23 protein-coding genes, 1 tRNA gene and 1 pseudogene are annotated in these 22,064 nt (G+C 35.3%); 13 read left to right on the top strand and 12 right to left on the bottom strand.

The window, feature by feature from the left end:
• The first annotated feature begins 166 nt into the window (after window positions 1–166).
• The 9 genes from HYY69_07020 to HYY69_06980 all read left to right on the top strand — a co-directional run bounded on the left by HYY69_07020 (window position 167) and on the right by HYY69_06980 (window position 9,303).
• Window positions 167–1,483, top strand: coding sequence for a 3-hydroxy-3-methylglutaryl-CoA reductase (locus HYY69_07020; GenBank protein ID MBI3033200.1), 1,317 nt, complete (start codon window positions 167–169; stop codon window positions 1,481–1,483).
• Window positions 1,480–2,535, top strand: coding sequence for a hydroxymethylglutaryl-CoA synthase (locus HYY69_07015; protein MBI3033199.1), 1,056 nt, complete (start codon window positions 1,480–1,482; stop codon window positions 2,533–2,535). Before HYY69_07020 ends, HYY69_07015 begins: the two co-directional genes overlap by 4 nt.
• Entirely contained in the window at window positions 2,535–3,692 is a 1,158-nt protein-coding gene (locus tag HYY69_07010) for a thiolase domain-containing protein (GenBank protein ID MBI3033198.1), read from the top strand. Before HYY69_07015 ends, HYY69_07010 begins: the two co-directional genes overlap by 1 nt.
• A 4-nt stretch (window positions 3,693–3,696) precedes the next feature.
• Window positions 3,697–4,113, top strand: coding sequence for a Zn-ribbon domain-containing OB-fold protein (locus HYY69_07005; protein MBI3033197.1), 417 nt, complete (start codon window positions 3,697–3,699; stop codon window positions 4,111–4,113).
• 23 nt (window positions 4,114–4,136) lie between these two features.
• Window positions 4,137–5,063 carry a mevalonate kinase gene (gene mvk / locus HYY69_07000; protein MBI3033196.1) on the top strand — a complete coding sequence of 309 codons (927 nt, stop codon included), beginning with the start codon at window positions 4,137–4,139 and terminating at the stop codon, window positions 5,061–5,063.
• Window positions 5,060–6,079: a diphosphomevalonate decarboxylase gene (gene mvaD, locus HYY69_06995; GenBank protein MBI3033195.1), complete on the top strand. Its 1,020-nt coding sequence runs from the start codon at window positions 5,060–5,062 to the stop codon at window positions 6,077–6,079. Before mvk ends, mvaD begins: the two co-directional genes overlap by 4 nt.
• On the top strand, window positions 6,079–7,251 hold the full coding sequence (locus tag HYY69_06990; protein ID MBI3033194.1) for a phosphomevalonate kinase: 1,173 nt from the start codon (window positions 6,079–6,081) through the stop codon (window positions 7,249–7,251). The genes mvaD and HYY69_06990 overlap by 1 nt, the downstream gene beginning before the upstream one ends.
• The gene (locus HYY69_06985) at window positions 7,244–8,356 is read left to right on the top strand and encodes a type 2 isopentenyl-diphosphate Delta-isomerase (protein ID MBI3033193.1); all 1,113 of its coding nucleotides are present in this window, start codon (window positions 7,244–7,246) and stop codon (window positions 8,354–8,356) included. The genes HYY69_06990 and HYY69_06985 overlap by 8 nt, the downstream gene beginning before the upstream one ends.
• Before the next feature lie 137 nt (window positions 8,357–8,493).
• Window positions 8,494–9,303: a TrmB family transcriptional regulator gene (locus tag HYY69_06980; GenBank protein ID MBI3033192.1), complete on the top strand. Its 810-nt coding sequence runs from the start codon at window positions 8,494–8,496 to the stop codon at window positions 9,301–9,303.
• 23 nt (window positions 9,304–9,326) lie between these two features.
• Here HYY69_06980 and HYY69_06975 read toward each other — a convergent pair whose 3' ends face one another.
• Window positions 9,327–10,031, bottom strand: coding sequence for a tRNA-modifying protein YgfZ (locus tag HYY69_06975; GenBank protein ID MBI3033191.1), 705 nt, complete (start codon window positions 10,029–10,031; stop codon window positions 9,327–9,329).
• Between the two features lie 105 nt (window positions 10,032–10,136).
• Here HYY69_06975 and HYY69_06970 point away from each other — a divergent pair, with 105 nt between their 5' ends.
• Genes HYY69_06970 through HYY69_06960 form a run of 3 tightly spaced genes read left to right on the top strand, consistent with a single transcriptional unit; the run spans window position 10,137 to window position 13,470 of the window.
• A complete protein-coding gene (locus HYY69_06970; GenBank protein ID MBI3033190.1) occupies window positions 10,137–10,859 on the top strand; it encodes an ABC transporter ATP-binding protein in 723 nt (240 codons plus the stop codon).
• The gene (locus HYY69_06965; protein ID MBI3033189.1) at window positions 10,856–12,604 is read left to right on the top strand and encodes an ABC transporter permease; all 1,749 of its coding nucleotides are present in this window, start codon (window positions 10,856–10,858) and stop codon (window positions 12,602–12,604) included. Before HYY69_06970 ends, HYY69_06965 begins: the two co-directional genes overlap by 4 nt.
• Window positions 12,605–12,651: 47 nt before the next feature.
• On the top strand, window positions 12,652–13,470 hold the full coding sequence (locus tag HYY69_06960) for a hypothetical protein (GenBank protein ID MBI3033188.1): 819 nt from the start codon (window positions 12,652–12,654) through the stop codon (window positions 13,468–13,470).
• A gap of 160 nt (window positions 13,471–13,630) precedes the next feature.
• On the opposite strand, the gene HYY69_06955 is transcribed toward HYY69_06960, so the two are convergent.
• The 11 genes and pseudogenes from HYY69_06955 to HYY69_06905 all read right to left on the bottom strand — a co-directional run bounded on the left by HYY69_06955 (window position 13,631) and on the right by HYY69_06905 (window position 20,915).
• On the bottom strand, window positions 13,631–14,599 hold the full coding sequence (locus HYY69_06955; GenBank protein MBI3033187.1) for a phosphotransferase: 969 nt from the start codon (window positions 14,597–14,599) through the stop codon (window positions 13,631–13,633).
• Window positions 14,600–14,609: 10 nt separating this feature from the next.
• Window positions 14,610–15,629: a hypothetical protein gene (locus tag HYY69_06950; protein ID MBI3033186.1), complete on the bottom strand. Its 1,020-nt coding sequence runs from the start codon at window positions 15,627–15,629 to the stop codon at window positions 14,610–14,612.
• A gap of 58 nt (window positions 15,630–15,687) precedes the next feature.
• The gene (locus HYY69_06945; GenBank protein MBI3033185.1) at window positions 15,688–16,434 is read right to left on the bottom strand and encodes a methyltransferase domain-containing protein; all 747 of its coding nucleotides are present in this window, start codon (window positions 16,432–16,434) and stop codon (window positions 15,688–15,690) included.
• Window positions 16,435–16,443: 9 nt separating this feature from the next.
• Window positions 16,444–16,656 (bottom strand): hypothetical protein, encoded by a 213-nt coding sequence (locus HYY69_06940; GenBank protein MBI3033184.1) that lies wholly within the window; start codon window positions 16,654–16,656, stop codon window positions 16,444–16,446.
• A gap of 65 nt (window positions 16,657–16,721) precedes the next feature.
• Window positions 16,722–17,462, bottom strand: coding sequence for a hypothetical protein (locus HYY69_06935; GenBank protein ID MBI3033183.1), 741 nt, complete (start codon window positions 17,460–17,462; stop codon window positions 16,722–16,724).
• A 288-nt stretch (window positions 17,463–17,750) separates the two neighbouring features.
• Window positions 17,751–17,852: transfer RNA gene (locus HYY69_06930), tRNA-Cys, on the bottom strand.
• 267 nt (window positions 17,853–18,119) lie between these two features.
• Window positions 18,120–18,912, bottom strand: a pseudogene (locus HYY69_06925) (phage antirepressor protein).
• Complete coding sequence (locus HYY69_06920; protein ID MBI3033182.1) at window positions 18,909–19,241, bottom strand: hypothetical protein; 333 nt, start codon at window positions 19,239–19,241, stop codon at window positions 18,909–18,911. Before HYY69_06920 ends, HYY69_06925 begins: the two are co-directional and overlap by 4 nt.
• On the bottom strand, window positions 19,241–20,107 hold the full coding sequence (locus HYY69_06915) for a hypothetical protein (protein ID MBI3033181.1): 867 nt from the start codon (window positions 20,105–20,107) through the stop codon (window positions 19,241–19,243). Before HYY69_06915 ends, HYY69_06920 begins: the two co-directional genes overlap by 1 nt.
• The gene (locus tag HYY69_06910) at window positions 20,107–20,694 is read right to left on the bottom strand and encodes a hypothetical protein (protein ID MBI3033180.1); all 588 of its coding nucleotides are present in this window, start codon (window positions 20,692–20,694) and stop codon (window positions 20,107–20,109) included. The genes HYY69_06915 and HYY69_06910 overlap by 1 nt, the downstream gene beginning before the upstream one ends.
• Complete coding sequence (locus HYY69_06905; GenBank protein ID MBI3033179.1) at window positions 20,691–20,915, bottom strand: winged helix-turn-helix transcriptional regulator; 225 nt, start codon at window positions 20,913–20,915, stop codon at window positions 20,691–20,693. Before HYY69_06905 ends, HYY69_06910 begins: the two co-directional genes overlap by 4 nt.
• A 621-nt stretch (window positions 20,916–21,536) precedes the next feature.
• On the opposite strand from HYY69_06905, the gene tnpA reads away from it, so the two are divergent.
• Window positions 21,537–22,031 (top strand): IS200/IS605 family transposase, encoded by a 495-nt coding sequence (gene tnpA / locus HYY69_06900; protein ID MBI3033178.1) that lies wholly within the window; start codon window positions 21,537–21,539, stop codon window positions 22,029–22,031.
• Window positions 22,032–22,064 lie beyond the last annotated feature (33 nt).

The following is a 22,064-nucleotide window of genomic DNA, read 5'->3' as shown; positions in this document are numbered from 1 at the left end:
TATTAATTTGAAGGATAATCACAAGCATGGCACCAAAAACTATACGAATCAAAGAAAGTGTTGAATAACATTTGACTTTCTTTGATGGTATATTGCTACGCAATACATTCGGGACAGAGCCAATATTTGTCAATATTTATAAATAAAATGCTCGACCTTAGGTTGTATGGATATTGAGGCAGTTAAGAAAGAGATTATTGAGAAAAATATACCTTTGTATGAATTAGAAGAATATTTTCTCAATGCTTATTTTAATGATAATCTTAATCATGTTCAAGAATCCTGCGAGCTTGCAGAACAAATACGTGCATTACTTTTAGAAGAAAGCCAAGGAATATCTCTTTCAACTATTAAAAAAAGCTCTGTTCCTACTTACCGTGTTTATGAGCAACACTTTACTAAAGGTATTGAAATGAAAATTGGCGGTGTTGTTATTCCTGTTGGTGTAGGAGGGCCTGTTATTATTCATGGTCAACATGCAAAAGGTTCATTTTATGTTCCTCTTGCAACTAATGAGGCAGCATTGCTTGCTGGATTACAGCGAGGTTTTAAAACGGTTAATACAAGTGGTGGTGTTCAATGTATTGTCAAAGATAATTCCATGACACGCGCTCCCTTGTTTGAAGCGAGTTCTATTCACGAAGCACAACAAGTTTGCTGGCAAATTAATTGTAATCCGGCAGTTTTTGAGTTATTCAGAGAAATTGTTAAAGAAAAAGCTTCCTACACCCAATTAAAATCAATTAAAGCATATCAATTAAGCAATAAAATATGGTTGAGAATATGTTTTAACACTGGCGCAGCTATGGGTATGAACTCTGCTGTTAAATACACTCAAGCAATCGTTCAATTATTGCTTGATGATTTTCCTAATCTTAAATTATTAAGTATTTCAGGCAATTTATGCACTGACAAAAAAGCCAGCCATATTAATATTCTTGAAGGCCGAGGCACAGCTGTAGAAAGTGAGGTTATGGTTCAAGAGCAAACTTTAAAAGAGATATATGGTGATACTGTTACTGGAGCAAAATTGGAAAAACTTAATCATTGGAAAAATTATGTTGGCAGCGGCTTGTCAGGAACTTTGACAGGGTTTAATGCCAATGCAGCTAATACTGTCGCTGGTATTTTTGCTGCAACAGGGCAAGATCTTGCGCAATTACCAGAATCAACCGCATGCTTTACCCATGCTGAACAAACAGAACAAGGAATTCGTTTTGGTGTAAGTTTGCCTAATTTAGAAGTTGGTGTTGTAGGCGGTGGGACAGGATATGGCACAGCACGAGAATGCCTCTCGTTATTAGGTTGTTTACCCAATAATGTTTTAAAATTTGCAGAAATTATTGGCGCAGCTGTTTTGGCGCAAGAATTAAATTTGCTATGCACCTTGCTTAATCATTTTGAGCTTGGAGAAAGCCATCTTGTTCTTGCACGAGGGGAAAAACAAACACAATTACAAAAACAATTAGGTGAATTGCGTTGAATAACTGTGTTGATAATGATGTAGGTATTGTTGGTTTTGGCGGCTATGTTCCTTATTATAGAATTAAAGCTGAGACTATTGCAGAAGCGCATCATCAAGATCATCTTCAAATACAGCAAAGTTTACAAATTTTTGAGAAAAGTGTTCCAGGAAAAGACGAAGATACTATAACTATTTCAGTTCAAGCGGCTCGCCACGCTTTAGAGCGAAGTGGTATTGATAAAACTGCCATCGGCGCAATTTATGTTGGCAGCGAAAGCCATCCTTACGCAGTAAAACCAAGCGCTGCAATTGTTGGAGAGGTTATTGGGATAGGTAATAATTATACCGCAGCTGACACTGAATTTGCCTGCAAAGCAGGAACAGCTGCTCTGCAGATAGTTCTTGGTTTAGTTAAAGCAGATATGATTACTTATGGGTTAGCCATTGGTGCAGACACCAGCCAAAGCGCTCAAGGTGATGCTTTAGAATACAGCGCTGCAGCAGGAGGAGCTGCTTTTGTTGTAGGTAAAGAGCAAATTTCTGCAAAACTTATTACTACTTTATCTTATACTTCAGATACTCCAGATTTTTGGCGTCGGCAGATAGCTTCAGTTCCTCAACATACTGGAAGATTTACTTCTGAACCAGCTTATTTCAAGCATATTATTGCTTGCACTGAACGAATCCTTAGCAAAACAGGATTTACTAAAGATGATTTTCATCATGTTATTTTTCATCAGCCGAATGGTAAATTTCCTCTTCAGGCAGCAAAACATTTTGACTTTACTGAGGCACAGTTAGTTTTAGGACTTGTTGTGCCTCAGATAGGCAATACTTATTCTGGCGCTTCTCTTCTTGGGTTATGCAATGTCCTTGAACATTGTTTGCCTGGGCAACGTATTTTAGTTACTTCTTATGGTTCAGGATCAGGAAGCGATAGTTTTATCTTTGAAACAACACCTTTATTAGTCTATGCTCAGGAAAAAGCTATAAAAATTAGTACGTATCTTGCAAGGAAAAAATATGTCACGTATTCAAATTATCGAAAGGTTATGGAGATGATTCACTAATGCAGCAGCGTGTTGCTATTATTGGGACTGGAGCAACTAAGTTCGGTGAATTATGGGATAAAAGCTTGCGTGATTTATTGGCAGAATCACAGCTAAAAGCGCTTGAAGATGCACGAATTAGTCCTCGAGATATTGATATGATTGCAACAGGGAATATGTGCAGTGGTGAATTTTCAGGACAGCAGCATATTGGAGCAATGGCTGCTGATATTCTTAATATTACCGTGCCATCGTTTAAAGTAGAAGGCGCCTGTGCGTCGGGGAGTTTAGCGTTTCGTTCTGGATTACAAGCTATTCAGTCAGGAGCCGCGGATATTGTTATGGTTAATGGGACTGAAAAGATGACTGATGTACAACCACGGCAGGCAACAGCAGGTTTAATAGGAGCAGGCGATGAAGTATGGGAAGGTTTTACTGGAGTTACGTTTTGCGGGCTCTACGCTATGATGACGCGCGCTTATATGCATGAATTTGGCTTAACAAGGGAACAACTTGCCATGGTTGCAGTAAAGAATCATAAACACGGTTCATTAAATCCTATAGCACAATTTAAAAATCAAATTACTGTTGATCAAGTGCTGCATTCATCAATGATTGCAGATCCGCTTACTTTATTAGACTGCTCGCCAATTACTGACGGCAGCGCTTCAGTTATTTTAGCTTCTGAAGCATATGCTAAAAAATATTCTGACACGCCGATTTGGGTTACCGGATCAGCTCAAGCATCTGATACTTTAGCATTGCACTCTCGAAAATCATTAACTGAAATTCCAGCAACTACTATAGCTGCTCGTCTTGCATTAGCTCAAGCTAACATTACCACTTCAGATATAAATGTTACTGAGATCCATGATTGTTTTACTATTGCGGAAATTATGGCAATGGAAGGGCTTGGGTTAGTTGAACGAGGGCAGGCAGGCAAGCTTATTGAAGAAGGTCAAACTTATTTTGATGGAAAAATTCCTGTGAATCCTTGCGGTGGTTTAAAAGCATGCGGGCATCCTGTTGGCGCAACAGGTGTTAAACAAATTATGGAAATTGTTCATCAACTGCGCGGAGAAGCAGGCAAACGGCAGGTTCAACATGCAACTACAGGATTAACCCATAATGTTGGCGGCACTGGAGCAACAGTTGTTGTCAATGTTTTGCAGCGGTGATATTATGCATTATCAAAGTCCTATTTTACGCTGGCGAAATTATCCTGAATTCTATCGATTGGAAGGAAATCAATGTTCTGAATGTCAGAAAATTTACTTTCCAAAAACTCATCTTTGTTTCTGCGGAAGCAGCACTTTTCATCCTGTTACTTTAAAAGGTTCTGGCAAGCTCTTAACGTTTACCCAAATTAAAGCTCCTCCTGATATTTTTTCAGCAATGGCTCCTTATTGCATTGGTATTATTGAGCTTGATGAAGGGCCAAGGATTACCGGACAGCTTACTGATTGTGTACTACAAGATCTTTCTATTGGCATGCGCGTTACCTCGGTGTTTAGGAAAGTCTATGCTGTTGGTGATCAAGGAATTATTCATTATGGCATTAAATTTATTCCTGATATGTCTTCGATAAAAACTTTATAAATTGCTTATTGTTTCTCTCTGTTATGGCTAAAGTTTATGGAAAAGTGATACTTTTTGGCGAGCATTTTGTTGCTTATCAGGGTAAAGCAATTGCAAGTTCTATTCCTTTATCTCTAGAAATTTTTTTGAAAGATTTACCCTCTGGTCAGAAATCATCTATTATTCTTAATGGAAAACCCTTTCATAATTTGACCAGTGAAAAAATAATTGTTCGTGTTTCTGAATTATTATTTATCAAAGATCCTTTTGTTATTTCTGTTAACAGTGATATTCCTCTTGCTGCTGGGCTTGGGAGCAGTTCAGCATTCATTGTTTGTTTACTGAAAACACTTAGTGACTTTTATAATCTTCGTATGAATCTCTCAGACATTAATGATGCAGCGTTTTCAATAGAAAAAGAACTATCTTCAATCATTAGCGGTATTGATAATACTCTTATTACTTATGGTGGTGTGTTATTGTTTGAACAAGGTCAGCATAAACGTTTGCTTCTTAAAAAACCATTCAAACTTTTGCTTGTAAATAGTGGAATATTATCGTCTACTCCTGAAATTTTGAAGCAAACAAGAGATTACGTTACTGCTCATTCCTTAAATTTTAAAAAACTTGTTGATAAAAATAATAGTATTGTCGATAAAGCACAAGAAGCTTTATCAAGAGCTGATTTGCCATTGCTTGGAAATTTAATGACGCAAAGCCATATGCTTCTTCAACAATTAGGTGTTTCTCATCCAGCAGTTGAAGAAATTATTCAAATTGCTCGTGATTATGGTGTTCATGGAGCAAAAGTTACTGGTGCAGGTTGCGGAGGATATGTTATTGTGCTTGGAAAAGGGGAAAAAGAACACCAAAATCTCATTGATATTTTTTTGAAGAAAGGATATACTTCACAAGAAGTTATTATAGGTACTACATTTTCTACACTGCCAACTCTTGGTGAACAGCTATGAATCCAACTATGATGAAAGCAACTAGCCGAGCTCATCCAAATATTGCTCTGATTAAATATTGGGGTAAAAGAAACAATGAACTTATTCTTCCCTTCACTAACAGCTTATCAGTAACTCTAGATAATTTAGAAACAGTAACTACGGTTGATTTCTCTTCAATCTATCGAGAAGATCTAGTGATTTTGAACGAGGTTGAATTACTAAGCAATTCAACCTCGTTCAAAATCATTCATCATATTGATCTCATTTGGGATTTTCTTATGAATAGACCACGGGACATTTTTGTAAAAGTTGTTAGTAAAAATAATTTTCCTACAGCAGCAGGGTTTGCGAGCAGCTCATCAGGCATTGCAGCTTTGACCTATGCTACTATCTTAGCATTACATGGAGAGTTATCGTGGAGTCAAATCTCACTTCTTGCAAGGCGCGGCAGCGGTTCAGCATGCAGATCAGTCTATGGCGGCTTTGTTGAATGGCATGCAGGAAAAGAACACGATGGAAGAGACAGTTATGCAACTAAAGTTCATAGTGAATATTATTGGCCTGATTTTCGCATGCTTGTTATTGTTTTATCTTCGCAACCTAAGTATATTAGCAGTCGGGAAGCTATGGCTGTAAGCGTTAAAACCTCGCCTCTTTTTCCTTCTTGGATTATTCGATGTGAACGTGATATCATTGATCTTAAAAAAGCTCTTGATCTCAAGGCTTTTTCCATGTTAGGAAAGATAGCAGAAGAAAACAGCTTAGCGATGCACGCAGTCATGGAAGCTTCACAACCGTCTATAATATATCATACTAGTGAAACTCAAATTATTATCTCTGCTATTCAAAGCTTGCGAAGAACAGGTTTAAATTGTTATCTCACTAGCGATGCAGGCAGCAACATCCAAATTATAGCTCTTCATAAAGATATTTCTTCTATTCTTGAATCTCTCAAGCAATATCCTTTTATTCAAAAGATTATTACTTGCGGTGTTGGCAAAGGTGTTGAACAAATTAAGGAGGATTTATTCTGATGGAGATTACTGTTCCCGGCAAAGTTATGCTCGCAGGAGAATGGAATGTGTTACTACCAGGCCATTCCTGTATTGCCTTTGCGGTCAATATTTATGCCCGATGTCAGATTATATCTTCTTCAAAATTTACTTTGTCTTTTGAGCCTTTTAATTATAAAACTCAGTTTTCTATTCAAAAAAACAAACTTGTCCTTCAAAATCAACAGTTTCGAAGAAATGAAAAAATAAATAATGAAAGAGCAAATGAAGATTTTTCTTTAGCTTTAAAAGGAGTTGAAATAGCTTTACAATATCTTTCTCTCAGCAATATTAATCTTAAGCATTTTACCTTGACTGTTGATACTTCTTCATTTTATCATTCTAGTAATAACCATTATAATAATCATTTATTTAAAATAGGTTTAGGGAGCAGCGCAGCTTCTCTTGTTGGCATTATAACCAGTGTTTTAGTATTTCATCGGATATCTGTCAAAAGTTTTGAAGAGAAACTAGTTGTTTTTAAGTTAAGCAGCATTGCATTGCTTTCTCATCATTATCCCAGCAGTTGTTATGACTTAGCAACATGTATTTTTGGGGATATGATCTATTATACCTCATTTGATACCCAACTATTCATTGAAAAAATTAAGGGAAAATCTCTTCAAGAAATTCTTTCTCCTGTTTTTGAAGGATGGGGCGGATTAAACATCAAGCACCTCAACTGTCGAGAACTTCCATTCCTCATTTACTGGACGGAAAAATCTTCTTCAACAATTTCATTAGTTAATCAGGTATATACTTACCTTGATCAACATAAACAAGATTCACAGCTTCAAACTTCATATCTTCAGATAATGGATGATATCAATTCTCTTGTTCATAAACTCTTATCTGCGATTAATAACAACCATTTTGCTCTCATTGTTTATTTGATTAGACAAAATAGAGAACTATTATTACGTGTTGAAAAATTGATTGGTGTAGTTTTAGAAACTCCAGACATTCATTTCATTGTTGATGATGCATATCAACATGGCTGCAGCGCTAAATTATCAGGGGCAGGCGGCGGCGATATTGCAATTGTTGTTAGCCAAAGTCAATCGGTTCTTGATAACTTCAAGTCTGATCTTTCAGAAAAAGGTATTTATCCGCTACCATTATTACTTGGTGCTTCAGGTGTTTGTTATGAGTGATGATAAGGATAATGAAGACAATAAAAACAATAAAGATATTATCACTCATCATACTATTGAACAGCGGAAGCAAGAACATATAAATTTCTGCTTGGAACATAATGTTTCGTTTAATCATAATTATTTTGATGATATCGATGTTATTTATCAAGCATTGCCAGAACTTGATAGGGAAACTATTAGTGTTTCTACTTCATTTCTGGATAGAACATTTCGTTTTCCTTTGCTTATCAATTCTATGACCGGTGGATGTTTAGGCGCAGAAAAAATAAACATTGCATTAGCTCAAGCAGCTGAACAATTTAATATCCCTTTTGCTGTTGGCAGCCAAAGAGCTATGATTGAAAATCCAGCTTTAACTTCAACGTATAATGTTAAAAAATATGCTCCTTCTCTCTTTCTTATTGGCAATATAGGGATTACTCATGTTAACCAGTCTTACTTTTCAAAGATAGATGCAGCATTGAAGAATATAGATGCTAATGCATTAGTTGTTCATCTCAATGCAGCTCAAGAAGCAGTTCAGAAAGAAGGCACCACAGATTTTCGGAATAAAGCAGGATTATTGGATGATTTATGTCGTTTTCTTGATGTACCTGTCTATGTTAAAGAGGTTGGACATGGTATTAGCAAGGAAACTGCTCGGCTTTTAGCTCAGACCTCTATCAAAGCACTTGATGTTGCTGGAAAAAGCGGCACTTCATGGACAAAAGTCGAACATTTGCGGAATAATGATCCTAGTTCTCTCTTTAGTGAAATAGGCATTCCTACACCTATCTCTATTATATTGGCAAAAAAGCATTTTCCTCTAGCAATAGTTTCTAGCGGCGGCATACGTCATAGTTTAGATATGGTTAAATCATTAATACTTGGTGCGAGCATTTGCGGCATATCTCTGCCGATTTTGAAAATTTATCAAGAACAAGGAAGCCAAGGGCTCCATTCTTTTCTTCACCAACAAGAACAAGACCTGAAAACAGCGTATTTTCTTCTTGGTGCTGGATCTACTTCAGCTCTTTCTTCTCAAAAACTTGTTTTTTTAAATTCATTGGCGTCATGGTATAGTGCCGCATTATGCGACACTGACCAAAAGAACAAACTTTAAATACATGTTTACTCTCTATAAACATAAATATATTCACTTTTGAGTCAAAACAAGGATTTGACTTCAATTCGGTGACAAAAAAACCGTAATATTTTAATAGTAGTAATCCGGTGTTGTAATCCATAGGGGTGAATCAGATGATTGTAAAAGAAGAATTTTTGAGCAAATTAAGACGATATTTCTCTTTAAATTTGTATGAGGTTAAAATATGGGCGGCTTTGCTGTCTCGCGGTGTTTCTACAGCAGGAGAGTTAAGCGACATTGCCAATGTCCCTCGTTCTCGAAGTTATGATGTATTAGAGAGTCTTGAGAAAAAGGGTTTTGTTGTTATGAAATTAGGCAAGCCTATTAAATATCTTGCAGTCCAGCCTACTGAGGTTGTAGAGCGTGTTAAGAAAAATATGCATAATGAGACCACTGAAAAAATTTCGCGTCTTGAGGATCTTAAAAATTCTGAAGTTTTGACTGAATTAAATTCATTGCACAGTCAAGGTATTGAACTTGTTGAACCAGCAGATTTATCTGGCTCATTGCGGGGGAGACATAACCTTTACAATCATCTTGAATTAACTATTCGCAACGCAGAAGATTATGTTTCTATTATGACTACTTCTCAAGGCTTAATGCGAAAAGTTGAAGGCTTAAAACCAGTGTTTGAAAAATTGAAGAAACGCGGTGTTAACATTCGCATAGCTGCGCCTATTACTAAAGAATCTATGCCGGCTGTTAAAGACCTTGGTGATCTCGCTGAAGTTCGGCATACTGATTCACGCGCTCGATTTTGTATTGTTGATGGTAAAGAATTGGTGTTTATGGTTTTAGATGATCAAGATGTTCATCCAACCTATGATATTGGCATCTGGGTAAATACTCCTTTTTTCGCAAATGCTATGCAAGACCTTTTTAATCTTGCATGGACTAATCTGAAACAACCATCGTTGAAATAAAATATAAATTATATTTTATTTTTTTATTCTTCTTCGTTTTTTACAAAAATAAAACCTAGGATTTTTCCTGTTTTCTGATCAATACCTTTAGAAGTTAATCTATTTTTCTCTTCTTCAGTGCAGTCATCTTCTGATTTTACTACTAATTTCTTTGGCGGTTTTCCGAGATTATGGACGCGCGCTACTATTTCTTGGCCTAAATAACAGCCTTTGGTAAATGAAACATATTCTTCATCATCAATATTTAATATCATCTCTCGGTCATAATCAACACCTTGCAACGCTAACTTGTTATTTACTCTCCATACCTTAAAATCATTTTCACTAACTTTAGTTGTAAGTATCTTTTTGGTAACCAACCATGCTCCTGTTTTTTCTTTGATAACAAACTCATCATCACCATCCTCTTTTTTATAATCTTCTTTTTCATCTATTTTTTCATCTGTTATGTTTGCATAAACTTGGTAATCAGTTTCTTCTACTATTGTTTTTGTCAGCTTGCGATATTTTTCAATATGTTGTTTAAATCTTTCAACAAATTGTTTTTCAATTATTAACAGTATATCTTCATCAACCTTGATTTGATAACTTGTTATTATTATCTTTCCAAAGACATCAAGAAACGCATTTTTACTTGCATCTGATGTATTTGTGCTTAATCCTTTAAGTAATTTACTGACATTATTTTTCAGTTTTATCACTGTTTTAGTTGTTTTGAAATAAAGCATTGTGTTGGTAAAACAATCACATTTAAATAGTCTCTGTTCGTTAAATGGTTAGGGGTAATAGAATATAATAAAAATATTTAAACAATAAGACTTCTCAAGGGAGATATGCAGCAGTGTATTGAATTTCATGATATTACCAAAACATTTGGTAATGTAAAGGTTCTTCGCTCATTAAATTTAAGAATAGAGGAACACGATTTAATTGGATTAATTGGACGAAGTGGTGAAGGAAAAACAACATTGCTAAGAACCTTAATTGGATTTTATAAGCCTGATTCTGGAAAAATTATTTTTAAAAACAAAGAAATTACAAAAAACACAAAAATACTAAGAAACATTGTTGGCTTCTGCACCCAGGAAAATTCTTTTTACCCAGAACTTACGATTGAGGAGAACTTGCACTTTTTTGGAAAATTATATGGTATTAAAAAAACTATCCTCAAAACAAGAGCTGAAGAGTTGCTTACGTTAACAGAATTATACGAAAAAAAAGGAACATTAGCAGGTGAAATATCAGGTGGCATGAAACGAAGGCTTGATTTTGCTATAGCTTTAATCCATGATCCTGAGATATTGATTCTTGATGAACCGACAACAGGCTTAGATCCGATTATAAGGCAAAGTATTTGGGATCTTATAGAAGAAATCAACAAACAAGGGAAGACTATTATTGTTTCTTCCCATCTCCTTGATTTCATTGAAGACAAATGCAAAAAAATTGCTGTTTTAAAAAGAGGAGATATTGAAATGTACAACATGAAAATGCTGAGACAAAAATTTCCCGATAAAAGAACTCTTACACAAATGTTTACTGAGTTGATAGTATGAAAGAAATAATAAAGCTCTTTGAAATAATCATTAAAAACATCAAGATTTTGTTTAGATCATGGACTACAACATTTCTGGTGATTATTGCACCATTGCTTTTAATTTTATTGTTAGGTTTTGCATTTGGCAGCAATGAAGTGCATGATATCAAACTAGGAATCGTATCAGAAAGCTATCGATTGGTTGCAAGCGTCACGTCTATTTTAGAAAGCAATAATGTTGATCTTATACAAATCACCGATATCGAAGAGTGCACATTTATGATCATGAAAAACGAGCTTCATGCGTGTGCTGAATTTTCTGATAATTTTAGAATTACTGAAGAAGGACCAAGGGGAACTATTACTATCTATTTAGACAATTCTAAATTGAATCTCATTCCCTATCTAAAAGAATATTTTAATGAAAAAATAGGTGCAACCTCTGAGCAAATCACGCTTGAATCAACTGAAAAAATTCTTGGAGATATTGAACAGTCAGTTGTATTCATGGAAGAAACAAGAACAAAATTGAATAAATTTACTGAGGATGCTTTAATAATAAAGTCGCAGTTGACCACAACAAAAAAAACTTTGGAAGAAATAAAAAATGATCTTGATAAGGTGTATTATATCCTCAAGCTTGCGGAACAGTCTGGTTATTTTTCCGGCATTAATCAAACGACTGAACAATTCAATCTTGACACCCAGGAGATAAATACAACATTAAACTCAGTGTTGTATGATCTATCTTTTGCTCAACAAAAGATAGATGAAATAAGTAATTTTACTGCAGCAATTGGGTTGAATATTTCATCAGAACATGAAATGGTTAACGCCATTGTTATGGCAAAAGGCAACATAATTGATATACAAAATAAATTGACAGGCTATAATGAAAAGTTTGAGCAGAATAAAAAATATGTTGAAATTATTCCTTTAATTCTTCAAAAATTAGAGGAAACTAAACTATTTATAGAAACCATGCTGGTAGAAACAGACAAAAATATTCTCATTATTGATAATGCGTTGGAAGAAATGTATGCAATTGCAGATGACCTTGATAAAAGCATAACTAAATTTAGCAGCCTTGACAAAACAAAAGCAGCGTCATTACTAAAGCCTATTAAAACGGTATTTTCACCATTACTGGAAAATGCGGAAAAAATTATATTAATTTTTCCAATTATATTAGTATTTATTATTAGTTTTATTAGTATATTGCTTTCGAACATTACCGTATTAAAAGAGGTTAATTCTCCTGCGCATTTTAGAAATTTCCTTGTGCCAGTAGCAAGCTTTTCGTTTATTTTTGGATTGTATATTACCAATCTGTTAGTGATTTTGTTTCAGATTGGAATATTGTTATTAGTAGCATATTGGCGTTTTAACATTGATATTTTTAGCATGTTTCAAGATTTTTCAATTGCAATACTGTTAATTACCACTGTTTTTATTCTTATAGGGATGTGTATTGGATATGCAGTGAGATCACAACAAACCGCATTACTGTTAAGCGTTTTTGTCGCACTAACCACATTTCTGTTCTCTGATGTTATTTTCCCTGTTGAAATCATGCCAGAGCTTGCGACAACACTTGCTTCAATGAACCCTTTAGTGATAGGAGAAAGAATGTTCAGGGAATTATTATATTATAATATTCCACTCCAAGAACAAATGACTGATGTTGTGCTGCTGTCGGTCTATGTCATAGTGCTCAGCTTTGGCACCTTTCTAATGTACAAGTACCATAAAAGAAGAAGTTAAATAGTCTATTTTAAAAATACTGATATTATTCCATATATGGTGATACTATGGCGCAACAATCTGAGCATTATGAAAACGTATTAATATGGGCGTTGCCTGCTAGTGGGAAATCTGAAGTCATGACTTTTATAAGAGGATTAACCGCAGAGCAGCGTGCAGAGTTGCATTTCGGGAATTTAGTCGAAATAGATGATTATCCGCGAGTTGCTTCTCTTTTTCAGATAGATGATGAAAGGCAAGCGGCAGGATTAGAACGAGTGTTTACTCGTGAACAAGATTATGACGAAGGGGGTTTTGTTGATTCAAGATTGTGGAGTGTTTTAGATCAGCACTTGAATGCCAGGCATAGGGAATTACTTGCAAAGAAACCTAATGTCCATGATGATTCTACTGTAATGCTTGAATGCGCAAGAGGTGGTTCTCAAAATGCAGGATTTCCTTTACTCCATGGCTATCAAAATACATTAAGAAATCTTGACCATCCTATATTAGAAAAAGCAGTTATTTTGTATGTTGAAGTAACCCCTGAGCAATCAAGGGCAAAAAATGATGCTCGTTACGATCCAAATGACCCCAATAGTATTTTAGCGCATCGTGTTCCAACGGGAGTTATGGAACGTGATTATGGATGTGATGATGTGTGTTGGATGATGGAGCGTGCAGCTCAATCAGATCATCAGGGATTTGTGCAAGCACCTTCAGGGATTTATGTTCCTATTGGCGTATTAGATAACAGAAGTGATCTTACTAGTTTTGTACGTGAGAAAGGTCTATCTCAAAAAGAACGCGAAGACAAAAGTGCATCGTTGTATTTAGCATTGAAAGAGGTATTAGAACCATTACATCAAAGATATGTTTCTCGTTGAATTTTATTTTTTTGTATATATCAATCATTAAGATTATCATTATTATCTATCACAAGAAATAATAAGATTACCTCTACTAAAACCAATAGTGAGGTCATGCATGGTAGATTAAAGTTTCTTCGTGTTATAATAGTATTATTAAAAATATATGTATAACTATTTAATCAATTAATTCCCTCATTTCTTCTCTTGTTATTTGCATTTGTTCTCCTATCTTGAATAATTTGAAGACAACTTCTTCTATATACCAATCAGGCGTTTTTTTGTTGTCTGCATTCAAATACAAATCCCATGCTGCATGGCTTATGAAAGCAAATTGGAGCATATCATAAAAATATTTTTTTTCTTCGCTTGTTATGGTTCTTTGTTTTTGATATTCATGCAACCATAAACTTAATTTTTCTTTGTTTATTTTATTATCTTCAAATGCGCACCACCACATGATTGTTTTGCAAATGTCAAGTAGTAAGGGGCCAACAAAACTATTATCAAAATCAATAACTCCGTTAAGAGTATCATTCTCATCAAATAATGTGTTGTCTGGTTTAATGTCGGCATGTATTGGACCATGCGGTAAGGTATCTGGAAAATGCCATTGATTGAAGTATTTTTCAATTTTGGGAAGATATTGTTTTCCTTTCAAAGCTTTATCGAGAATTAGTTGTTTATTTTCTTGTAATATTATGTTTAAACCTTTCAGGCTAAGATCGTTTCTTTTTCCAATGATATTTTCGTTTTCAATTAATTTGTGGAATTTACCTAAGAATCCTGCGGTTTCAATGATTTGTTTATTTGTTATTTGATCCGGCTGTTTTCCGTCAATAAAATGATAGATGATGCAGCATTTATTATTTGTTTTTGAAATAAATGCATTGTTGTTGTTTTGTATTATTCTTGGCGCAGACGCATTATTCTCTAATAGTTTTAATAATGTAATCTCATATTGCAATTCATCTTCTTGCTTATGCTTGTAAATTTTTACGGTGAATATTCCAAAGGTTGTTTCTATTCTGAATACATCACTATGCAGACCATTTCCTATATTTAGGGTTGATAGAATTTTACCAATATTATAATCATCAACAATATTACTTGACCATGTGTTTACTAATTCGTGTTTTTTTATCATCTGTTTTTTCTTATCTTTCCAATCTTGGCAAATGACCTAATATTTTTGTGTCTAATCTTCCCAACATTTCTTTTTCTCCTACTACGACAAAAAAAGGATCTTTATACAATTCACTTTGAGGATCATAAATTCTAAAATCTTTCAATGAAAAAGGAGCAATGCTAAACCTTCTATCATGTTCTCGTATCACTAATGCATCTGCTCCAGCTTCTTGCAATAATAAGATTGGTACATCCCATACACATACATGCGGACCAATGTACATTGCTCGAGCATCAGCATGATTTTCTGGAATTACAGTACTTAATGCTTCATATACTGCAGAGGTGTAACCAAATCTTCTAAAATGTGTTTTTAATCCTGCTAATGCTTCCAGTACAGGTTTATATTGTGCAGTGTACTGTTCTGTTAATTTACTTGGCACATACCCATCAGCTATAACACTGCTCTGGAATATTTGTTTTCGTGAAGCGCTAAGCTCTATCACCAAAGGATTCTCATCATTTAGATTGCACATCCAAGCACCTTCTCCTTCTCCTGCCCATGTTAGTAACCCTCTATCAGGACTGAAAGCAACATCAATAATTACGCGATTCTGAATAGCGTACATGATATGGACGGTATATTTATTAAAATCATCTGCTTTAATGCGTACATGGCAATCTTGCCTATATTTTACATTTTCAGGTCCGTCGAGAATACGCTCTAACGTTCCCGCATATGTGTCAGTGCCATCAAGCGGATCAAAAATTCCTGCGATAGTGCTTCGTCCGTGTCTTCTTCCGGATTCTTCGCCAATCACTGTAAGATCAGGATCAAGATTGAGAAGTTTTTGTATAATATATTGTTCACTAGCAGTATCAGCTTTTGTTACCAGATCTGCAGTTAATCCAACACTTGGTTTTTGAGTTGCTAATCCACCTAAGCCATATCTTTGAATTTCAGCTCTTGTGGGTTTTAAGATGGTGTTTCCTACTTGCCAAGCAATTGTTCTTAATGTTTTTGCAGTTATTTCTCTTGTCTTAGTCATATCTTTAAGAAATAGCGTACTATTTATTTAGGTTATTATCTTCAGATCACAGAGCCAATCATAGACTAATCTTCCTCACAAACGTAATAAACCCACTATGCCCTATGGGCTGCATGGTTGCTGGCCGTACTTTTCTGCCAAGCACTTCCCATTCCCGAGACATTATTTCAACAGTTTTTAGAAATAATAATTGTTTATTCTCGCGAACAGCATTAACAAAATCACTTGTTTGTGGAATTGAAGGAGAATAGCTGACAATAAATCCACCTGGTTTTAAAGCTGCAACAGCATTATGCAACGCTTGCCAAGGCTCAGGAACATCTAACGTGATTAAATCAATATTTTTATGAGGAATGTTTTGATAAACATCACCAAGTTGTGCAGTTATATTTTTCAAACCTAAAAAAGTAATATTATGTTGCGTGATGGTAAGATGGTCTTCACGAAGATCATAGGTATACACTTTGCCTTTAGGTACAAGATGCGCTAAAAAACAACACAAGGCACCACTACCAGCTCCAGCATCAACAATTTTCCAGTCGGGTGATAGACCTGTTTCTGCAACAATAATCCCAACATCTTTTCGTGGAATAATTTGCGCTGATCGTTTTATTTTATGGTACAGATCAATAAACGCGGCTTCGAGAACATACATTTTTTTGCCAGTATTTGTTTCGACAATAGTTCCAGGTTTTGCTTTCTCAATAATATCTGTTTTAACAAAACCATAATTTGTATGAATATCTCTACCCGTAAAAAGATATTGCTCGTCTTCTTGAGTTATTAATAATTTAGTTCCTGCCATAATCAAGTCTTATTTCTTTTTTGTTACTAACGACCAAATAACATACATCAAAACAACTGCAACGAGAAAAATCACATAAACCCAATTAGATTTTCCTACTTCAAAGCAAGATTCAATTCCGCATATTATGTTAGGAGGTAATAGTATTGATGATAAATATCCCGCGAGCACTCCCCCTAAGAGCGATACAATCGATTTGATAATTGTTGGTTTGAATCCCATAATTCTGTATAACCGCCCTTATATTTAAAGATGACGATAGGTTTATTTAATTGTTTAGTTTCACCTTACAATACTTTATACTCAGCAAGAACATAGTCATCAACACGCTGCAAGACCGTATCAACGGTTTCTTTATGCCATCCTTTGGTGTATAATGCATCTTTAATAGTATTGAGACTATTGCCTTCTCCAAGACAGCGCATGATATAGGAGCTTAAGACTATTTCTATTTCATGCTGGGTTAAATCTAAATCGCGAACAGCAATATTAATGGTTTCCTTATCCCAGCCATATTTGCTTAAATCAGTATGGAGTTCTTCAGTGGTATGCCCGCGCAACAGTTTATCTTTCAAATAAGGATGCAGCGCTGCATTTTCATAATCATTATTGGTTTTAAAAACAACACTTTCGCCATGACTGGTTTTCTGTTTTTTAAAATGTTCTACATGAGGAAAAAGATGAAACTGGTGATCGAGACTGCTATAGGGAACATCATCCAGCTTTTGAAGAACAAGCTCTGGCTGCGGATGAGTTCTCCGTTTCATAATAAGATACCCTCCAAAGCCAACAAGAAACACTGGCATAACTAAAACAATAGAAAGATACACAAACGTAAGCAATGAATTAACGACGGTAGCGTTAAGGGGAGCTAAATCATAGGTTGTTCCAGAAGTTATGCCCATCATGCCTTTGAAAGAATCCTTACTAGCCAATGGAGCAAGAGTAATAAAGAGCATAACTACACTGAAAAACACTATTGCTTTCCACCCTTTTCTTCCTTCAGGACAATACAATGAGTCACCCATACTAGTTTCTAAAGAAAGTAGATATTTAAAGTTATTGAAAAGTTGGCTCTGGTGAAAATCTTTCAGGTTTTAGCGCCGGTTCAGCTTAAACGTATTACTTTGATTGGATTTTTCTCTCTGGCACTCCGAAAAATCCCCACAGTGATGGTAGCAGAGCTTCACAATATTGGCGCTAAAACTATACGAATCAAAGAAAGATTGAATAATATTTGACTTTCTTTGATGGTATATTGCTACGCAATACATTTTCACCAGAGCCGAAAAGTTCTCTATTCAGAATATAGAAAAAGCGCGAGGAGAGACTCGAACTCTCGATCAGAGGGCACTACAATATGCTCTTAAAAACATATTCATTGCAGCCTCTTGCCTTAGCCGCTTGGCCACTCGCGCATAAAGCCTATTTTCAGCAATAAGAGTTATTTTATATATGTTTTGCTCATGTTTTTTAAATATAACCTAAATGGTGGTTATTTTGACATTAAGAAAGATAATGACTATATGATAAAATAATTTTCAATGCAATCAAGCATGAGGTAGAACATGATGTGAGAAAATTCTTAGATATAATCAAAAAGAAATATATGAGCTAATAATACGAGAAAGAGGGCTAACGAATGGATAGGGGACATTTCTAAACGACGAAACAGGGGGAGTTCATTATTCCTTATTTTTATCTAGTAGTCTCTTTTTCTTATCTGTTATAGAAAGATAGTTTTGTCTGGTTGTTACTGGACGACCTAATTCTTTTTCAGCTTCTATCCTAGCATTTCCTGCTACTTTTCCACCTCTTTTGGCAACATCTTTGCTTTTATCAAAAGTTTCTGGTTTTTCATCTTGTGAAAGTTCGGTTGTCATACGTTCACCGAGCATTGTAAAAATTAGCTCTAAATCATTCATGTGATCTCTTAGATTGGCTTTTGATTGTTTTGGCAGATTTTTGAATTCTTTGTACTCACTGGGGGTCATTCCGAATGTAGCTTTAGAAATTTCTGCTGTGAGGATAGCAAAATCTCTTTTTTCTTCAATGCCTCTTTCTTTCCATTCGTCAGTTAGATTTTGTCTTATAGCAATACCTCTTAATCGCTTATCAATCCAATCTTTAGGATAGCCCTTTGCAGAGTAAATTTCCTTCATTCTTTCCTGTGCAAGTTCAGGATTTTCTATTTCATCAATTCGTTCTTTTCCTACTTCTGCAAGCCATCTCTTGAATGGTTATTTGTCTTTTTCTGCCAGTTTCAGTCAGCATTTCTACATGGGGACAATTTGTCCCTAGGTAACTTCCAAGCTCTTCATCTCTTTTACGCAGTTTTTTCAAATAATCAGTAGGATTAGCACTATCTGTTAAAGCTTGGACTATATCAACCAAAGAATAATGCCACTCATCTTTAAACCAACTTCTTCGTATTTTCTTACTTTGGAATACAACTAATGCTTTATCTGAATCTGTCATTTTTCAGAAGCACCCCAATTAAGTTTTAGTAATCCTAAATTCACTTCAAAGCCAAAGTTTCTCTTAAACTCTGGTTGATCTTCAACTGTGTTGATACCTAATGGAGTTATTTTCTTTAAAATAAAATGTTGAACTCCTTGATGATTGCCCATAGTTAAAATGATATCTATAGCCCCTATTTCTTTTAGGTATTTGACTGCTCTGTCTATCCTGTTGCCTTCCCATTTGGTAGTTTCTAATAATTTTTCTGGATTAACAGAACCTTTATCATTTACATAGTAATCATACATAAAAAGCAAGATTTCTCCGGCATCTCCTTTTATTGTCATTATACACACCCCCTAATTTCAGCATGAATACATTGTTTTGAAGCAGAATTATAAGAGTCCGCAGTACATTTATTATTATCATCACAATTAGGACAATCAGAAGTGCCATACTCTCCACTTTCGCATATTCCATTACCTTTACAATTCAGTTTTAGTGTGTTCATACACTCATAGCCTGTTTCTGAATTACAAAAGTCATTAGTGCAAGAATTGTTATCGTTGCAAGATTTAGGGCATTCAGGAATTAGCCAATTAATTAAAACAAAGAATAAGATTATTGCTAATATAGCTATTCCTTTTTTCCACCAATTAAATTCAAAATGCTTTAAGCGATTGCTTTTTTTCTTGTAATGATTAAATAGCTTATCAAAGAATGGTGTCGCAATTAAACCAATTAAAAAAAGAGGGATGAGATTAATTTTGTTACTAATTAAAAAATATATCCCTAATCCAATGAAGACAATAATACTCACAACCCAAATTGTTGTTTTTGTGTCTTTTTCGGACTTTATTTTTTTCGCTTCACAACTATCGTAATGTTTATTTAATGCGTCTTCTGACCTAAATTTTTTATTGCAGTATTCACAATAATATTCTTGCTCTACCTCTTTTTTTGTCTCTTTCTTTTCTTCCTTTTTTACCTCTGTTTTTTCCTTGATTTCTTCTTTCTTTTCAATTTTTCCAGAAAACAGAAGAACAAGTCCTGTAAGTAATGGTGAAAAAAATAAAGAGGCAGCCATCCAAGCCCAAGCGTTTCGATTCTTACTATTTGCCCATACTCCTATTAAGACAATAAAAAAGAAGTACCAGAACCAAATTCCATTACCTCCAAGTGAATTTACTAAATCAAAAACAGTTTCCACCATTATCTTTTTGCCTCTACTTTAATTGTCCAAGAGCCCATATTTACAGGATTTATATCAAAAAAATAATCTCCTTTTCCTTCATAAACATAGCTTGGTTCTCCTTTTGATTCACATTTAGCCATCATTCTAAAGTCAACTTGAGATGGTTGTCCGTCCACTAATTTTTTAACTTCTAAATTGTACATACTGTATTCAGTAATTCCTGTACAAGTAAGAGTGTACCTCCACTGGGCTGAATTGATAGTAAATGACTCTGTCGCTTTTGGGCTTGCCCCACTTATAGTTTTAACTTCGTACCATCCTTCAGAGTCTGCTTTTAGACAATCATCTTTATTCTTTACTTCTGATAAGTCTGAACAAACATAAACTGTATTTGTAACTGTTTTAGTTTCAACTTTTGTTTCAGTTTTAACTGGGCATGAAGCACAATCTAATTGAGGACAATCTGTTTTACAACTTACAGATGAACAAGAAGTTGCAGAATCTACAAAAGAACCATCCGCACATTGATATTTAACGACAGTTTGAGAACAACCTGCTAAAACAATAATAGATATTAGCAACATTCCTAAAATTAGATATTTCATTTTTTCTCCCCCTTAAAGTATTTTTCATATCCTGCATTTAGCCAGAATTGATTCTGCCTTCCAACTTTTTTATATCGAACAATACCTTCATGAAGTAATTTTAGAAGATGAACCTGTGCTGTATTCCAAGAAACCTTTACATCAGCAGCTATGTCTTCAGTAGTTGATGGCCAGTCTGCTTTTTTCAGATAATCTATGATCTTCTGTCTTGTATTAACCATACACGGAACTCCCCTTTATTGTGATATATCATAAGACTAAGCACAACTTCTATTTAAAGATTTCGATGATAAACGACGACGAACGGAACTCCCCCTGCGACTAAACTAAACGACCAACTTACAAAATGTCCCCCTTGATACTTGTTCTTTATGTATCGCTTTGCTCATTTGATTGAACGCCCTCTTTCTCGACTCTGCGGACGCAGTTTTACCCCACTTTGTAGGGTAAAAGAGTTTAACAGCGATTTAACGGAAAATTCTGTCGCTTCGCTAAATTGCCAAGCGATTTCCAGAATTTTCCCAAATTGATTTTTCGAGGAAAAAATTGTGGGTTGCCTCAATTTTTTCAGCTCTGAAAAATCAACTTCGTTAAATCGCATACGTTAGTTTCAATATGACTACGGGGCACACGACGACGAAATAGGGGCACACTCACGATGTTACTTCACACTTTAAGTTTTACTTTATGGAATAGTGGGTTTAGGAAGAACATTTAAAGATTACTAGCCAGAAATCCCCACGCTTTGGCGTTGGGGATGAATGGCGAAACGATATAAAGCCGTTTTCTGATTTAGCTCTTTATTGGTAAAGTGGTGAGCCCCACTTTGGAGGTGAGGCTCAATGACGGTTTACCAGACCCACGCGTATAAGCACGGTGTAGGTTGGAGTACTTGGCACTTTCAGTGGGTGACCAAGTACCGTCGTAAAGTCTTTGAAGATGTTGAACTTCAAAAGCTTTGCGAAATCTTCCTATATGAAATAGCCAAGCGTCACGACTTCGCTATTGATGAACTGGAAGTAGCACTCGACCATGTTCATGTGGTCGCGTCGCTACGCCCCAGCATGAGCCCGTCTCATGCTGTACAGCTTATGAAGGGCTACACTGCTCGTATGCTCTTCATAGCAGAACCAGAAAAGCTTGGAAGATTTTACTGGGAAAGAAAGGGCAAGCGTAGTCTTTGGGGTGATGGTAAGTTTATCGCCTCAGTAGGCCACATAACTTTGCAAATGGCCAAAGATTACGTAAAGAATCACGAGGCTCGCCACGCCAAAAACCATAGTTATCAGAAGAATCCCCACCCTTTAGGGTTGGGGAGCTTCAATTATCCGGGATAGGAAAATCATCGTTCTTCCAGGGGGCCCAAGGAA

This window comes from Candidatus Woesearchaeota archaeon (assembly GCA_016192995.1).
Lineage (GTDB): Archaea > Nanobdellota > Nanobdellia > Woesearchaeales > DSVV01 > JACPTB01.
The sequence above is the reverse complement of the archived record's forward strand: the minus strand, read 5'-3'. Positions and strand labels throughout refer to the sequence as shown.

Excerpts from the sequence above, each read along its gene's own strand:
- HYY69_06980 (MBI3033192.1), top strand. The coding sequence starts at position 8,494 with ATGATTGTAAAAGAAGAATTTTTGAGCAAATTAAGACGATATTTCTCT.
- HYY69_06940 (MBI3033184.1), bottom strand. The coding sequence starts at position 16,656 with ATGGGATTCAAACCAACAATTATCAAATCGATTGTATCGCTCTTAGGG.
- HYY69_06905 (MBI3033179.1), bottom strand. The coding sequence starts at position 20,915 with ATGGTTAATACAAGACAGAAGATCATAGATTATCTGAAAAAAGCAGAC.
- HYY69_06970 (MBI3033190.1), top strand. The coding sequence starts at position 10,137 with ATGCAGCAGTGTATTGAATTTCATGATATTACCAAAACATTTGGTAAT.
- HYY69_07010 (MBI3033198.1), top strand. The coding sequence starts at position 2,535 with ATGCAGCAGCGTGTTGCTATTATTGGGACTGGAGCAACTAAGTTCGGT.
- HYY69_06965 (MBI3033189.1), top strand. The coding sequence starts at position 10,856 with ATGAAAGAAATAATAAAGCTCTTTGAAATAATCATTAAAAACATCAAG.
- HYY69_06950 (MBI3033186.1), bottom strand. The coding sequence starts at position 15,629 with ATGACTAAGACAAGAGAAATAACTGCAAAAACATTAAGAACAATTGCT.
- HYY69_06975 (MBI3033191.1), bottom strand. The coding sequence starts at position 10,031 with ATGCTTTATTTCAAAACAACTAAAACAGTGATAAAACTGAAAAATAAT.
- HYY69_07020 (MBI3033200.1), top strand. The coding sequence starts at position 167 with ATGGATATTGAGGCAGTTAAGAAAGAGATTATTGAGAAAAATATACCT.
- HYY69_06990 (MBI3033194.1), top strand. The coding sequence starts at position 6,079 with ATGGAGATTACTGTTCCCGGCAAAGTTATGCTCGCAGGAGAATGGAAT.
- HYY69_06960 (MBI3033188.1), top strand. The coding sequence starts at position 12,652 with ATGGCGCAACAATCTGAGCATTATGAAAACGTATTAATATGGGCGTTG.
- HYY69_06915 (MBI3033181.1), bottom strand. The coding sequence starts at position 20,107 with ATGGTGGAAACTGTTTTTGATTTAGTAAATTCACTTGGAGGTAATGGA.
- HYY69_06985 (MBI3033193.1), top strand. The coding sequence starts at position 7,244 with ATGAGTGATGATAAGGATAATGAAGACAATAAAAACAATAAAGATATT.
- HYY69_07005 (MBI3033197.1), top strand. The coding sequence starts at position 3,697 with ATGCATTATCAAAGTCCTATTTTACGCTGGCGAAATTATCCTGAATTC.
- mvaD (MBI3033195.1), top strand. The coding sequence starts at position 5,060 with ATGAATCCAACTATGATGAAAGCAACTAGCCGAGCTCATCCAAATATT.
- HYY69_06920 (MBI3033182.1), bottom strand. The coding sequence starts at position 19,241 with ATGACAATAAAAGGAGATGCCGGAGAAATCTTGCTTTTTATGTATGAT.
- mvk (MBI3033196.1), top strand. The coding sequence starts at position 4,137 with ATGGCTAAAGTTTATGGAAAAGTGATACTTTTTGGCGAGCATTTTGTT.
- HYY69_06910 (MBI3033180.1), bottom strand. The coding sequence starts at position 20,694 with ATGAAATATCTAATTTTAGGAATGTTGCTAATATCTATTATTGTTTTA.
- HYY69_06945 (MBI3033185.1), bottom strand. The coding sequence starts at position 16,434 with ATGGCAGGAACTAAATTATTAATAACTCAAGAAGACGAGCAATATCTT.
- tnpA (MBI3033178.1), top strand. The coding sequence starts at position 21,537 with ATGACGGTTTACCAGACCCACGCGTATAAGCACGGTGTAGGTTGGAGT.
- HYY69_06955 (MBI3033187.1), bottom strand. The coding sequence starts at position 14,599 with ATGATAAAAAAACACGAATTAGTAAACACATGGTCAAGTAATATTGTT.
- HYY69_06935 (MBI3033183.1), bottom strand. The coding sequence starts at position 17,462 with ATGGGTGACTCATTGTATTGTCCTGAAGGAAGAAAAGGGTGGAAAGCA.